The sequence below is a fragment of the Bradyrhizobium sp. B117 genome (genome assembly GCF_038969555.1).
GTDB lineage: Bacteria > Pseudomonadota > Alphaproteobacteria > Rhizobiales > Xanthobacteraceae > Bradyrhizobium.
Genome location: NZ_CP152414.1, coordinates 2375719 through 2389356, shown reverse-complemented (window position 1 = coordinate 2389356; position 13638 = coordinate 2375719). Strand labels below are relative to the sequence as shown.

Below are 13638 nucleotides of genomic sequence, written 5' to 3'. Positions count from 1 at the left end.
TGCACCGGTCGAATCGGGGCGGCCGGACAGGCCGGCTGCGGTGCCTGGACCACCGGTGCGGGCGGCGGGGCTGGTGCCGTGCTGACATTGTCTGTTGTCCGCAAGCTGTGACTGGACATCGAAATACAGGAGGCGGCCCGGCAATTCCGGGGCGCCTCGACATGGAACCGCTGCCCTCCCACCGAGAACGAGTAGGAACCGGCCTGGGCCGCGGGCGCCATCGCCATCAATGCGATCACCGTCCCAAGCGAAGTCACAAGCCGCATCATCGGCCCCCTCCTCTATGTTCCCGAGACGTTACGCAGATGATGGGTGGCCGAATGTGCGCTGCCTCACCCAGTCGCGCACCGGCGTTGTGATGTCCATCACGGAAGGCGGGGTAGGCGCGGCGTAGGGTCGAACCACGCTTCATCCACCAGCGACACCAGTCCATATCGGGATCGCGCCCTTTTCGGAGGTTGTCATGAACAAGCTCACCATCGCCGCCGCCGCGCTCTTCCTCGCTTCGACCGCGGCCGCGCATGCCGGCAACTCGATCTCGTTCCAGATCGACGGCCAGCACATCCGCATCGAGACTCCGCGCAACTGCGCTTCGCTTGATTGCGTCACCATCGTCGCCCCCGGCCTGTCGAACAAGCCGATCAAGCTGAACAACATCAACCTCAACGGCCTTGGCGGCTCCAAGGACGATGACGCCGACACCACGCCGGCTCCGGCGCCGACCGCGCAGCCCGCCCCGGCTCCGGTGCAGCAGCAGCCCGTTCAACAGGCGCCGGTGCAGGCGACCGCGCCTGCGGCTCCCGCTCCGGCCACGACGGTTGCCGCCGCGCCGCCCGCCGGCTACGACAACAACACGCAACCCGCGCCTGTTGCGGCTCCCGCTCCTATCGCCGCGCCCGCGCCCGTTGCTGCTGCTCCAGCCCCGGCGCCGGTGGCTGCCGCGCCTGTCGCGGCACCGAACTCGCCGATCGGCGTGTGGGCGACCGAAGAGAACAAGGGCAATGTCCGTGTCGAGCAGTGCGGCCCCAATCTGTGCGGTTACGCCCAGAAGACCAATGAGCGCATCCTGATCAACATGAAGCCCGATGGCGCGAAGTGGAGCGGCCGCATCCACGATCCCGACTCCGGCCGCAACTACGACTCGACCATCGCGATGAAGGGCCCGAACGCACTGCGCGTGCAGGGCTGCGCCTTCGGCGGCATGTTCTGCGGCGGCCAGACCTGGAAACGCGTGAGCTGACGCCGAAGGTGTCATCCCAATTGCGCAATTGCGCACTTGAGGATCTCGCGCGACCAACACAACCGTTCGTCATGCCCGGGCTTGTCCCGGGCATCCACGTTCTTCGTACTGCGCATTAAGGCGTGGATGGCCGGGACAAGCCCGGCCATGACGCTGCAGAGACACCTGGCCCCAAGCGAGCACTGCACGCCGTTCGCCCCTCCCGTGCGACTCATGTTCATCCGCCATTCAGCTCCCACCGGCTGATATCGGCCGATCTCGCCTCGCGTTCTCACCGGGACCTCCTCGTGACTTCAATGGTGGCTTGGCGCCGCTTCGTGTTCACGCTCGTGCTGGCCTTGCCGCTGGCCGGCGCGCGCGTGGCTTGTGCATCCGATGCAATCGAAATCGCGCAAGCGCAGCCGGCACCTGCCCCCTCCCCGACGCCCTCGGCATCGCCGACACCATCAACTTCACCTGCTCCCGCGGCAGACGCGCAGACCACCGCCGTCGAGCCGATCGGCAACGTCGCGACCGTGACGGGCATCGCGACCGTGATCCGCGACAAGAATTCCTATCCGCTGCGCGTGCGTGACGACATCTATCTCAACGACACCGTACAGACCTCGTCGAACTCCTCGCTCGGCATCACCTTCAACGACGCGACCACGTTCAACCTCTCCGCCAGTGCCAAGATCACGATCGACAATTACGTCTATGAAGACGGCGGCAAGCAGAACTCGGCGATCTTCGATATCGGCAAGGGCACGGTCGCGTTCGTCGCGGCGGCGGTGGCGAAGACCGGTGACATGAAGATCGCGACGCCGACCGCAACGCTCGGCATCCGCGGTACCACCGGCGTCGTCGACGTGCCGGAAGGCGCGGCAGCGAACAGCGCGAACAACGTCAACATAAAACTCTATCCCGATGCCGACGGCCGCGTCGGCCACATCGACGTCGACGACCGGACCAGCGGCACGCGGCTCGGCGCGCTGACGCGGGCTTCGAGCGGCTTTGCGATCCGGCCTGGCACAGCCACGGCCGGCGTCATGCGCTTTGCCGCGGTGCCGATCACGATTCCGGCGCAGCAGATCGCGCGTGACCGCGGCTTCGTCAGCCAGGTGCATCTGGCGCAGACCACCGGCCGGCAGATCGTCACCGAGCAGCGCGACTTCCGCCGCGCCAATCCGGCCGCGGTCAGCCGCATTCCGCGCCCCATCCAGCCGCCGCAGCAGCAGCAATTGCGCCCCACAACAGCGCCGGATCAACAGCCGCAGCGGCCGAACGGCCAGCCCGGTCAGAACAACCGTCCCGGCCAGCAGCAGCCGGGCACGCCGGGCCGGCAAGGCACGCAGCAAGGCCAGCCGCCGCAGCAGCGGCAAGGACAACAAGGACAAGGCGGCGCCGTGCAGCCGGGTGGCCAGCGCGCGGGTCAGGGGCAGCAGCCGGGCCAGCAGCAACGGGGTCAACAACAGCCCGGTCCGCAGCAAGGTGCCGGACGTCCAGGTGCACCGCGCGCGGGGCAAGGCGGTCAGCAAGGCACGCCGCCCAGTGGCACGCCGCAAACCCAGCCGCCGCGCGGTGGACAGAGTCCGGCGCAGCCCGGAGCCGTGACCCCGCCTCAGCCGGGCGGCACCGCTCCGCAAGCACCGGGCCCGCAAACGCCGCGCACCGGCCTGCAACCCGGGCAGCCGCCAGCGCTGCAACAGCCGGGCATGCAGCGCCCAGGCGGATTCCAGCAGCGCCTCCCCGGCGCGCCGCGCAGACCGGCGCCGGCTCCGAAGGAGAAGAAAGAGCGGCGGTGACAGTGTGACGCGCGTCAACGCGCTCGGTGCGCTCCCTCGCCCCGTTCTTACGGGGAGAGGGTTGGGGTGAGGGGCTGCTTCCGCGAACTCGATTTCAATTGTAAGCGGAGCACTCAACTCGAATTTTATCGAGCGAGTCGGATGGACTTCCATTCTTGCAACAGCACGCCTTGCCCCTCACCCGGATCGCTTACGCGATCCGACCTCTCCCCGCTGAAGGGCGGGGAGAGGTAAAGTATCGTAGGGTGGGCAAAGCGAAGCGTCCCCACCGCCTTTCTACAAAGCATAGATATGGTGGGCACGGCGCAAGATGCGCCTTTGCCCACCCTACGATTCCTGGCTCGCGGAGAGGGCGCTGCGTCACATCGCACTAAATTCTTTCAGGGAGTTTATGCCTCGCCGCGAAGCCAGGCTCGCACCTTCTGCAACAAGCCATGCCGCAGTTCGTCGACGGACGCCGCCTCGGCCGGTGTCAGCGTCTGCAAGGCGGCATCAATGTCGTCGGCCGCCAGCGTTGGCGTCGGCTCGGGCGCACGTGCGGGCGAAGATGCAAGCCCCGCGGCCGCAAACGCGATCGGCCCGACTTGCGTCAGGAACGCGCGCTCGTATTCGCGCGACAGGCGGGCGAGCGCATCATCGAGCGTCAGCCAGTCCACCGCCTTGATGTCGTTCATCAGCTTGCGGACGGGACCGCCCTCGGCTTCCATCCGCCAGAAATGCACGACCTTGGAGCGCCCGCCCGACTGATACACCAGCGTGCCCAAAAATTCGTGCATCGCCACGTCATGGCCGGTCTCTTCCAGCACCTCGCGATGCGCGGCCTCTCGCGGCGTTTCGCCGTCGTCGAGCTTGCCCTTGGGCAGCACCCATTCGTTGCGCTTGCGCTGGCGCACGACCGCGATCAGCGGCGTCGAACCCCGCCGCAGCACAATCCCGCCCGCCGCCATCACCGGCGCTCGCGCCATCACCCAATCCGTCGTCGTCAGAATCGTCCCCGCGCACGATATAGGCGACGGTCAGGGCAGATTGAAGGCTACTTTCTTTTCAACAGCGCTTGACCTGCGCGAATGCGCGTGCCCTCGGCGATACCGTCGCAGAAGGTAAAATCGCCGGGCGCGAGAATGATGATGGTCGAGCCGTGCTCGAACCAGCCGAGCTCCTCGCCCTTGGTGACGTTGACATCGCAGGGGAAATTGACGGGGCCACGCGTCTGCGCGTTCAGCACCATGTCGAGGAAGTGCAACCGAATGCTTGCGACCAGGATCGCAGCAACCGGCACGAGAGTCACCGCCTCGCCGGTCGAAAGATGCGTGCGGATCACCGCGCGCTCGTTCTTGCAGAACAGCCGCTCGACGCGCTTGAGCGCGATCGGGTTGACGTTCCAGACGTCACCATGGATCAGCGTAACGCGCTCGATATGCGCGTCATAAGGCGCATGGAAGCGGTGATACATGCTCGAGGTCAGCCGCAGCGTGACGAAGCTTCCGTTGCGGTGCTGGTCGACCAGCGCGGAGTCGCCGACGAGGTCGAGCAACGAATACGGCGCGCCCTTGACCTGGAACAGCTCGGTATCGGCGATCCGGCCATGAGCGCCGACGATGCCGTCGGACGGGCTGGCGACGACAGCCGGATCCGGATCAAAGGGCCGCAGGCCCGGCTTGAGCTCCCGGGTGAAGCAGTCATGCAGGCTCTCGAAATGGGTCTTGCGCGCCTCCGACAGATCGAGGTCGGAGAACAGCTTCCACAGCGCGATCGAGAAGTCCCGCACCAGGGGATTCTCGATCTTGGAGAACCAGCCCATGAACCGGGTCAGGGCCGCGCGGGGGATGCGGTTGGTCAACAGGAAGTTGAGGTCTTCCTGCTGGGTGAAAGAGGCGATGAGGGCTTTGACTGTCATGAATCTGTCAGCTCACAGGGTTAGCGCTTGTTGTCATGGAAACGACACTCCCGATTCTCTCGATGTCCGTGGCCGCCGCAGCGTCTGCTGCCGCCGTCCTCCCGAAGATCAAGGCGCGGGTCGAATTGTCCCGCGCCAAGCACCGCTCGCTCGCCGGACACTCCAAGATGTCGCGGCGGGTGGCAAAGCTGCTCCCGTTCTACGAGTTCGAGGGTGATCGATATTTCGGCTGCGACGGCGCGCCTGACAACGTGGTGAAGCAGCGCAAGGACGGCTTCTTCCGCCTCGCAGCTCTCTACGCCGATCGCTACCCCAAGGGCCGCGCGATGACGAAGGAGGCGGCGGAGACGATCTCCGATCTCAACTTCACCGAGAGCTACCGCGTGCCGTTCCAGTTCTCGCGCCTCGTCCGCGAGCATCTGGGCACCTCGACCTTCATGGAGTCCTCGAGCGGCGTCACCGTCACGGATGTCGACGGCAACACCTCTTACGACCTCACGGGCTCCTACGGCGTCAACATCTTCGGCAACGACTTCTACAAGGAGTGCATCGAGGGCTCCGAGAAACGCGCGCATGCGCTCGGCCCCGTGCTCGGGCCCTATCACCCCGTCATCCTCGAGAACGTGCAGCGGCTCTGCCAGATCTCCGGCCTCGACGAGGTCTCGTTCCACATGTCGGGCACCGAAGCCGTGATGCAGGCCGTTCGCCTTGCGCGCTACCACACCAAGCGCACGCATCTCGTCCGTTTTGCCGGCGCCTATCACGGGTGGTGGGGCGATGTGCAGCCCGGCGTCGGCAATCCGATTCCCGCGCACGAGACCTACACGCTCTCGGAGATGTCGGAGAAGACGCTGCACGTGCTGCGCACGCGCAAGGACATCGCCTGCGTGCTGGTCAATCCGCTCCAGGGCCTGCATCCGAACAGCAACGCGCCCGGCGATTCCTCGCTGGTCGACAGCTCCCGCGGCGGCAATTTCGATCGCGCCGCTTATACCGAATGGTTGAAGCAGCTGCGCGAAGTCTGCACCGAGCGCGGCATCGTGCTGATCTTCGACGAGGTCTTCGTCGGCTTCCGTCTCGCTGCCGGCGGCGCCCAGGAATATTTCGGCGTCAAGGCCGACATGGTGACCTACGGCAAGAGCCTCGCCGGCGGTCTGCCGGTCGGTGTGGTCTGCGGCAGACGCGAGTTGATGCGCCGCTTCCGCGACGACCGGCCCGCCGACATCTGCTTTGCCCGCGGCACCTTCAACTCGCATCCCTACGTCATGACGGCGATGGACGAGTTCCTGAGCCGGCTCGCCAGCCCGAACTTCCGCGCCATCTACGACGGCCTGGATGCGACCTGGAACGGCCGCGTCGCGAGGCTCAACCAGATGATGACCGACGCCAAGCTGCCGGTGCAGTTTGCCAACGTCTCGTCGATCTGGACGGTGAAATACACCACGCCGTCCCGCTACAACTGGATGCTGCAATACTATCTGCGTGCCGAAGGCCTGGCGCTGAGCTGGGTCGGCACGGGACGGCTGATCTTCAGCCTCAACTACACCGACGCCGACTTCGCTGAAGTCGCCGATCGCTTCGTCCGCGCCGCCGAGAAGATGAAGGCCGACGGCTTCTGGTGGCACGACGGCGTGCTCACCAACAAGAACATCAAGCGGCAGATTTTGAAAGAGATGCTGGCCAAGCGCTTCGGGCGCTGAGGCTGGCTCGCCCCACACGAACGCTGTCATTCCGGGGCGAGCTCTCTCCTCCCCCTCGCCCCGCTTGCGGGGAGAGGGTCGGGGTGAGGGGGACTCTCCGCGAGCGCGGTGAGACTTGACGTACGACCATCTGGCAGCGCCCCCGCGGAGACTCCCCCTCACCCGGATCGCATCTACGATGCGCTCCGGCCTCTCCCCGCACGCGGGGAGAGGCGAAAGAGCCCCCAAGACGTGGATGCCCGGCACGAGGCCGGGCACGACGTAACCATCAGACATCGGAGTGTTTGGTGTGAGCTGCGCGCTCAGGCGTGCTGCTCTTCGAGCGCTGGCTCGGAGATGAGGCCCAGCGTGTGCTCGGGGTTGAGGTGCAGACCGGGATCCATCAGCTCGCCGCGCATCAGCGCCAGCGGAGCGCTGCGATAGAGCATCAGGTCGTGGAAGGGGTCGGTCAGGATCTTGGTCATCCAGACGAGGCCGGTCTCGACGTCGCGGATGAAGAACAGGTGCACGGTGCGGAACAGGAGGCCACCGCCGCCGATCACCAGCCAGATCTTGGCGACCTGACGCATGAAGTCGGTCGCGGTCGCCCAAGGCGTGAACAGGCCGAACAGCGTGGGATCGACCACCAGCACCAGCGGCGAGAGCGCCCAGATCGCCATCAGCACCACCTTGCGCTGAAGGTTGTAGCCGACCTTGATCTCTTCCTTGTACTCGTGCGTCGCCTGGTTGATGTGGTCGTAATCGTGCGGCTCGAAGAAGAAGTGACCGGCCTGGCGCGAGGTCATCGAGACCAGCCAGCCCACCAGGGCGGAGATCATGGGGTCGACGAACAGCCAGACATAGGCGAAGAGAAAGCTCAGCGCGCTGACGAAGTGCAGGCTCTGATTGATGCGGCTGTGGTGATAGTAGCGATGGTCGTCCCGGCGCTGGATCCGCAGCTGCTCGAGATAGTTCTTGATCATGCTCTCCCCCAAAATGCTTCGGGTTCAGGATTTACAGGGATTCGATGTAGGCCGTGTGACATCATCATTTTGTCATATGACGATGCGCAGCGACGCGATGACGCACGCGGACGCGTGAGCGGCGGATCGCACCGCCGCTCTGACGCAGCCTGAACTCAGGCTGCCTTGGCGACGTCGACCTTGCGGAAGCGCACCAGCGAGAAGTGGCCGAGCGGCGGAATCAGACGGCGCTCGGCGAGCTCGATACCGTGCGCGCCGGCCAGCCATTTCGCGTAACGCGACCAGGCGAACTCGGCGGTACGGAAGCCGAGCGGACGCACCACCGGCTGAAGCTTCTGCTCGATGAAGCGGCGCATGCCGGTGTCGGCGCTGACGCGGGTCAGGATGATCAGCTCGCCGCCCGGACGCAGCACGCGGGCGAATTCGTCCAGCGCCTTCTCCGGATTCGGCACGGCGGTGACGACGTACTGCGCCATCACGACGTCGAAGGAATTGTCGGGGAATTCGAGCTTCTCGGCATCCATCACCGCGAGGCCCTCGACGTTCTTCAGCTTGCCCTCGCTGACGCGGCGGCGCGCCTTGTCGAGCATCGCGTCCGAAATGTCGGTGCCGAAGATGCGCAGGTTCGGGGCATAGAGCGGCAGCGAGATGCCGGTACCGACGCCGACTTCGAGCACGCGGCCACCGATCTTGTTGGTGGCTGCGATCGCAGCCTGGCGGCCCTTGGCAAACACACCGCCGAACACGAGATCGTAAACGGGCGCCCAGCGATCATAGGCCTGCTCGACCGAGCCACGGGTGAGGTCGAGCTGCTGGGTGCCGTCAAGGTTCATGATCTTAGCCATCGATGAGGTTCTCGCTGTGGGTCAAAGTATGATCAACCGCGCACCGGCCGCCGCGCCATGACAGGCGAGGCGCGCAAGACGCGGCTGGGCTGAAGTGAGGTGAGATTGCCGACGAACTGGCGCGCGCTGTTCTCCCAGGAGCGCTCCAGCGCGAAGTTGCGGCAGGTCTCGCGCGACATGGTGAGCGCGCGCAGGCACGCGGTACGCAGGTCATGATCAATCGCGCCGATCGGATGATCGGCGATGACGTCCTTCGGGCCCGTGACCGGAAACGCCGCAACCGGCGTGCCGCAGGCAAGTGCTTCGAGCTGCACGACCCCAAAGGTGTCGGTCAGGCTCGGGAAGACGAAGACGTCGGCCGCTGCGAGATGCGCGGTGAGGTCCGCGCCCTTCTTCTCGCCGAGGAAGACGGCATCCGGATACTTCTTCTCCAGCGCCGCCTTCTGCGGCCCGTCGCCGACGACGACCTTGGTGCCAGGCAAGTCGAGCGAGAGGAACGCGTCGAGGTTCTTCTCCACCGCGACACGGCCCATGGTCATGAAGATCGGGCGGGGCAGGTCGAGCTTGGCGGGACTGTCGGGATGGAACAGCTGGGTGTTGACGCCGCGCGTCCAGAAGCCGAGCCGCTTGAAGCCGCGCTCGGACAGCTCCTGGCGCAGCGAAGGCGTCGCCACCATGGTCATGGCGGCGGCATCGTGGAAGTGGCGCAGCACGGCATAGCCGACCGCGGCCGGGATGCCGGTCCGCACCGAGACGTATTCGGGAAAACGCGTCGTATAGGAGGTGGTGAACGCCAGGCGGTTGCGGCGGCAATAGGCGCGCGCGGCCCAGCCGATCGGCCCTTCGGTCGCGATGTGCAGCGCGTCAGGCGCCGCCTTCTCGATCCGCCGCGCGATCTCCTTTGAGTTCGGCAGCGCGATGCGCAGGCCCGGATAGGTCGGCAGCGGCCAGGACGGAAAGCCGTCCGGGGTGAGGAAGTCGGTCTCGACGTCGAGCGCCTTGGCCGCGTTCGCCAGCGAAGTCAGGGTGCGGACCACACCGTTGACCTGCGGATGCCAGGCGTCAGTCGCGATTAATACCCGCATGGGGAAATCCCGAGAGGTTGATGATTCTCGGCTTAGGACCATCAACCAAGGATATTTCAGGCGTGTGACGTCACATAAATGTCGGCCCGCTGTTTTGTTGGTTAACAGCCGCGCCGGGCCACGAAACTGTCATGAAACAATCCTTGCCGCGACGAAACCGTTTTCGGTTTTCCGCGCAAACGTCCCGAAACTTCTTTCCGTTACTGATTTTGCGCAACGGAGCACCGAAACGGTGCCGCGGTGGCATCACACCGAGCAAACAGGGGCGATCAATGTTCAATCTGGACACGTTCAAGACGTATTCGCGCGCCGTTGCTTTTGGCGCAGTCGCGATCTCCGCAATCGCATTCGCAGGTGCAGCCAAGGCCGCGCCGGTGCAGCTCTTCCCGTTCTTCCAGCCGCTGCCGCCGATGGCCGCACCGCAGCCGCTGCAGCCCTATCAGCCCTACCAGGCGCCGACCTATCAGACCGCGCCGTCCGAGGATCAGGACGCGGTCGAAATGCCGGCGCGCTTCCGCCGCCAGACCGTCTCCTACGCGACGCGCGAGGCGCCGGGCACCATCATCATCGATACGCCGAACACCTATCTCTATTACGTGCTCGGAGGCGGCCAGGCGCTGCGTTACGGCATCGGCGTCGGCCGCGATGGCTTCACCTGGTCCGGCATCCAGTCGGTGAGCAAGAAGGCCGAGTGGCCGGATTGGACCCCGCCGCCGGAGATGATTGCCCGCCAGCCCTATCTGCCGCGCCACATGGCCGGCGGCCCCGGCAATCCCCTTGGCGCCCGCGCCATGTATCTCGGCGGCACCATCTACCGCATCCACGGCACCAATGCGCCCGAGACCATCGGCAAGCACGTCTCCTCCGGCTGCATCCGCATGACCAATGAAGACGTCACCGACCTCTATTCCCGCGTCAACGTCGGCACCAAGGTGATCGTGCTGCCGATGTTGGAGCGCCGCGCCGACCTCGGCGCCGCGACGCGCTAACCACAGGACATTCTGACGCAAACGGTCCCGGAACCCTCCGGGGCCGTTTTCGTTTGCCCTCGACATCACCGCGCGCGCCTGTTGCGGCGCGATGGAGGCGCAGATGCAAACCTCGCCTGGCATATGGTTGCGTGCGATCGCATACACCGGAGCATTGACGCTGCTCCTGTCCGTCCCCTCCTCGCTCGCGCAGCCGCCGGCAAGCGACGAGGCAGCACAACAGGCTTTCAACAATTCCTGCCGCACCTGCCACTCGGTGAAGGAAGGCGACAACCGTCTCGGCCCCAACCTCAACAAGATCGTCGGCCGCAAGGCCGGCGCACTGCCGGACTACAACTACTCTCCGTCGATGAAGGACGCTGGCTTCGTCTGGGATCAGGACAAGCTCACCCGCTTCATGGTCAAGCCGGACGAGGTCGTGTCCGGCAACAAGATGCAGCCCTATGGCGGCGTCTCGGCGGAGGAAGCGGGCAAGGTCGTTGCCTATCTGCAGGCGGCAGGCGCGCAATAGGATTGCGGCGCCCTAGGTGCTGGCCGGCTCATACCGTCGCTCGACATGAAACGATTTCGCGGTGATCAGCCAGCTATCGTTGATGCAGTGATACGCCAGATAATCAACGTACTGGAGCAGATCGATCCGAACACGCACCTTCACGAGGGCTTGCGCTGGCGACGCCAGATCGATCAGCAATATCTCCTGAAGGCGCGAAGCATTCTTCGATTTGGGCGACGGGGCCGAGGCCAGCATCGCCCTGTAGTCCCGAACCGGCAATATCCGCAATTCGCCATCGCGCAAGCCGTGGAGCTGCGCGGTCGGCGCGAAGACGCGATCGAACTGCGAAACGTCGTTGTCGTACATCAGGGTGAAGTAGCGCTCGACCGCCTCCAGCAGAGGCGCGACGGTCACATCTTCGGTCATGGCTCACTCCATCAGCAACAAGATCGGAGCAATCCATCCCACGGAAAGCCGAGGCATGTCCTTGCGAACTGCGCTAGTCTCGATGGCTCGGGCGCAATATTGCGCCCTTCTCGATCCAACAGGATGCGGTTCATGCCAAAATGCGAGCTGGATGCGATCGACCGGCGCATCGTCACCGAACTCCAGACCAATGCACGATTGAGCAACATCGAGCTGGCGGACAAGGTCGGATTATCGCCGTCGCCCTGCCTGCGTCGGGTGCGGCGGCTGGAACGGGACGGCTATATCGATGGCTACCGCGCCTCCCTGCGGCGCAGCCGCCTCGGGCTCGGCTTCTCGGCCTTCCTCGGCGTCAAGATCAACGGCCATGCCAATGACCAGGCGCTGGGCTTCGAAAGGACCGTCGTTGCCATGCCCGAGGTCGTAGCCTGTCACCTCGTCTCCGGCGAAGCCGACTATCTCCTCGAGATCGTCGTGCCCGAGCTCGAGGATTACCAGCGCTTCCTCGTCGACAAGCTGCTCAATCTGCCGATCGTGCGGGAGGTTCGCAGCAGCATCGCGCTGCAGACGCTCAAGGCCGGAGCGCCCCTGCCGCTGGCACACCTGGCCTCACCATGATCCGACTGCTCACGCCAACCGATGCGGCTCTCTACCGCACCATCAGGCTGGAAGCCCTCGCCGCGCATCCCGAGGCCTTTGCCAGCGCGTTCGAACGCGAGCAGGACAAGCCGCTTGCCTGGTTCGAGGAGCGTCTCACGACGTCGGACGTCTTCGGCGCCTTTATCGCGGAGGAGCTTGTCGGCGTCGCCGGCTTCTGGCGGCAAGAAGGCGCGAAGACCGAGCACAAGGCCGTTCTCTGGGGCATGTATGTACGCCCCCACGCGCGAAAATCCGGCGTGGCGCGACGTCTCGTCGACGCGCTTGCGGCACATGCCGCAGAGCGGGTCGAACAGCTCCAGCTTGCCGTCGTCAGCGAGAATGCGGCCGCTATCCGGCTCTACACGGCCGCCGGGTTCGTTGAGTACGGCCGCGAGGTGGACGCCCTCAAGGTGGACGGCCGATACTTCGATGAGATCCTGATGGCCTTGTTCTTTAGCCGAAGCGGCAAGTGACAAAAGCCATCCGGTTCTCACCGGATGGCGCGTCGTCGCTCCGAGATCAGCTTCAGCCACGCGGCCGAATGAAACGCGCTCATCAAGAGATACATCGGCACCATGCCGCCCAGCAGAGACCCCTGCCCGGCGCCGCACAGCATGTCCGCCGGGCCGCCGCCGAGCGCGGCGGTCAGCACGGCCATGATCGCGAAGGTCGGCGTGGCTGCCAAACCGAGCCATCTGGCGAGGTGGCGCACGGCCACGACGCCATCGCGGCCGGCGCCGGCGGTTGCGCTGACGGGACTAGTCACGGCCTTCCGCGGCCTCCTTGCGAAACGCCTTTTCGCCGGCGTCCGTGACTTCGACCCATTTCTTGTCGGGCGCAGCACCTTCCGCGTAGCTGTCGTGCCAGTTCCACCATTTGTAGGTCGGCGTCTGCGGATAGCCTGCCGGCGAATCCTCCCAGACCTCCTGGCGGCCGAGCGGGGTGATGTCGAGATAGTTCCAGGTGCCGCCCATCTGCTCGTCGCCGCGGCTCTTGATGAAATAGGTGCGGAAGATGCGGTTGCCGTCGCGGTAGAACACGTTGGTGCCGTGCCATTCGTCGACGCCGAAATCTTTGTCGAAACTGTCGGTGACGGTGACCCACGGGATCTCCCAGCCCATCCGCTTCTTCAGCCTCGCGATGTCGACCTGCGGCGCGCGCGAGGCGAACACCAGCGTGGTATCGCGGGCGTTCAGGTGCGAGACATGGGCGACCTGGTCGGCCACCATGGAGCAGCCCCGGCAGGCATGATCGGGCCAGCCGAACACGCCGGGCTCGAAGAAGGCGCGGTACACGATCAACTGCCGCCGGCCCTGGAACAGATCAGTCAGGCTGACCTTGCCGCCGGGCCCCTCGAACGCATAAGTTTCGGTCACTTCCATCCACGGCATGCGCCGGCGCTCGGCGGCCAAGGCATCGCGGGCGCGGGTGTGCGCCTTTTCCTTCACGAGCAGTTGCTGACGGGCGGCCTCCCAGTCCTGCGGCGACACCACCGGCGGTGTTTGCATGGCGGTCTGTTTGTCTGCTGAAGTCATCATGGTTCTCCAAAGCTCTTGCTTGACGTCTTCTCTGGACGGC

Annotated in this window: 15 protein-coding genes; 7 read left to right on the top strand and 8 right to left on the bottom strand. The window is 65.2% G+C overall.

Going from position 1 to position 13638, the window contains the following annotated elements; genetic code table 11:
* Positions 1 to 463: 463 nt before the first annotated feature.
* Positions 464 to 1240: a DUF2147 domain-containing protein gene (locus AAFG16_RS11650; RefSeq protein WP_342739214.1), complete on the top strand. Its 777-nt coding sequence runs from the start codon at positions 464 to 466 to the stop codon at positions 1238 to 1240.
* A 296-nt stretch (positions 1241 to 1536) separates the two neighbouring features.
* Entirely contained in the window at positions 1537 to 3024 is a 1488-nt protein-coding gene (locus AAFG16_RS11645) for a FecR domain-containing protein (protein WP_342740893.1), read from the top strand.
* A 389-nt stretch (positions 3025 to 3413) separates the two neighbouring features.
* Here AAFG16_RS11645 and AAFG16_RS11640 read toward each other — a convergent pair whose 3' ends face one another.
* Positions 3414 to 3989, bottom strand: coding sequence for an NUDIX hydrolase (locus AAFG16_RS11640; protein ID WP_342739213.1), 576 nt, complete (start codon positions 3987 to 3989; stop codon positions 3414 to 3416).
* A gap of 68 nt (positions 3990 to 4057) precedes the next feature.
* A complete protein-coding gene (gene asd / locus AAFG16_RS11635) occupies positions 4058 to 4921 on the bottom strand; it encodes an archaetidylserine decarboxylase (protein ID WP_342739212.1) in 864 nt (287 codons plus the stop codon).
* A 35-nt stretch (positions 4922 to 4956) separates the two neighbouring features.
* Between asd and AAFG16_RS11630 the strand changes: the two genes are divergently transcribed.
* Positions 4957 to 6621 carry an aminotransferase class III-fold pyridoxal phosphate-dependent enzyme gene (locus tag AAFG16_RS11630; protein WP_283084670.1) on the top strand — a complete coding sequence of 555 codons (1665 nt, stop codon included), beginning with the start codon at positions 4957 to 4959 and terminating at the stop codon, positions 6619 to 6621.
* A gap of 302 nt (positions 6622 to 6923) precedes the next feature.
* On the opposite strand, the gene AAFG16_RS11625 is transcribed toward AAFG16_RS11630, so the two are convergent.
* The 3 genes from AAFG16_RS11625 to AAFG16_RS11615 form a co-directional block, all read right to left on the bottom strand.
* Positions 6924 to 7583, bottom strand: a complete 660-nt coding sequence (locus AAFG16_RS11625; protein WP_342739211.1) for a hypothetical protein — start codon at positions 7581 to 7583, stop codon at positions 6924 to 6926.
* Between the two features lie 155 nt (positions 7584 to 7738).
* Positions 7739 to 8428, bottom strand: a complete 690-nt coding sequence (locus AAFG16_RS11620; protein WP_283084668.1) for a methyltransferase domain-containing protein — start codon at positions 8426 to 8428, stop codon at positions 7739 to 7741.
* Between the two features lie 32 nt (positions 8429 to 8460).
* Positions 8461 to 9513, bottom strand: coding sequence for a glycosyltransferase family 1 protein (locus tag AAFG16_RS11615; RefSeq protein WP_342739210.1), 1053 nt, complete (start codon positions 9511 to 9513; stop codon positions 8461 to 8463).
* Between the two features lie 272 nt (positions 9514 to 9785).
* Here AAFG16_RS11615 and AAFG16_RS11610 point away from each other — a divergent pair, with 272 nt between their 5' ends.
* Both AAFG16_RS11610 and AAFG16_RS11605 read left to right on the top strand, forming a co-directional pair.
* On the top strand, positions 9786 to 10502 hold the full coding sequence (locus AAFG16_RS11610; RefSeq protein WP_342739209.1) for a L,D-transpeptidase: 717 nt from the start codon (positions 9786 to 9788) through the stop codon (positions 10500 to 10502).
* 91 nt (positions 10503 to 10593) lie between these two features.
* On the top strand, positions 10594 to 11013 hold the full coding sequence (locus AAFG16_RS11605; RefSeq protein WP_342739208.1) for a c-type cytochrome: 420 nt from the start codon (positions 10594 to 10596) through the stop codon (positions 11011 to 11013).
* 12 nt (positions 11014 to 11025) lie between these two features.
* On the opposite strand, the gene AAFG16_RS11600 is transcribed toward AAFG16_RS11605, so the two are convergent.
* Positions 11026 to 11421 carry a nuclear transport factor 2 family protein gene (locus tag AAFG16_RS11600; RefSeq protein WP_342739207.1) on the bottom strand — a complete coding sequence of 132 codons (396 nt, stop codon included), beginning with the start codon at positions 11419 to 11421 and terminating at the stop codon, positions 11026 to 11028.
* 132 nt (positions 11422 to 11553) lie between these two features.
* Between AAFG16_RS11600 and AAFG16_RS11595 the strand changes: the two genes are divergently transcribed.
* Complete coding sequence (locus AAFG16_RS11595; RefSeq protein ID WP_342739206.1) at positions 11554 to 12039, top strand: Lrp/AsnC family transcriptional regulator; 486 nt, start codon at positions 11554 to 11556, stop codon at positions 12037 to 12039.
* Positions 12036 to 12533 (top strand): GNAT family N-acetyltransferase, encoded by a 498-nt coding sequence (locus tag AAFG16_RS11590; protein ID WP_342739205.1) that lies wholly within the window; start codon positions 12036 to 12038, stop codon positions 12531 to 12533. The genes AAFG16_RS11595 and AAFG16_RS11590 overlap by 4 nt, the downstream gene beginning before the upstream one ends.
* A gap of 17 nt (positions 12534 to 12550) precedes the next feature.
* Here AAFG16_RS11590 and AAFG16_RS11585 read toward each other — a convergent pair whose 3' ends face one another.
* Both AAFG16_RS11585 and AAFG16_RS11580 read right to left on the bottom strand, forming a co-directional pair.
* Positions 12551 to 12826, bottom strand: a complete 276-nt coding sequence (locus AAFG16_RS11585; RefSeq protein ID WP_283084661.1) for a hypothetical protein — start codon at positions 12824 to 12826, stop codon at positions 12551 to 12553.
* Positions 12819 to 13598 (bottom strand): DUF899 domain-containing protein, encoded by a 780-nt coding sequence (locus AAFG16_RS11580; RefSeq protein ID WP_342739204.1) that lies wholly within the window; start codon positions 13596 to 13598, stop codon positions 12819 to 12821. The genes AAFG16_RS11585 and AAFG16_RS11580 overlap by 8 nt, the downstream gene beginning before the upstream one ends.
* Positions 13599 to 13638 lie beyond the last annotated feature (40 nt).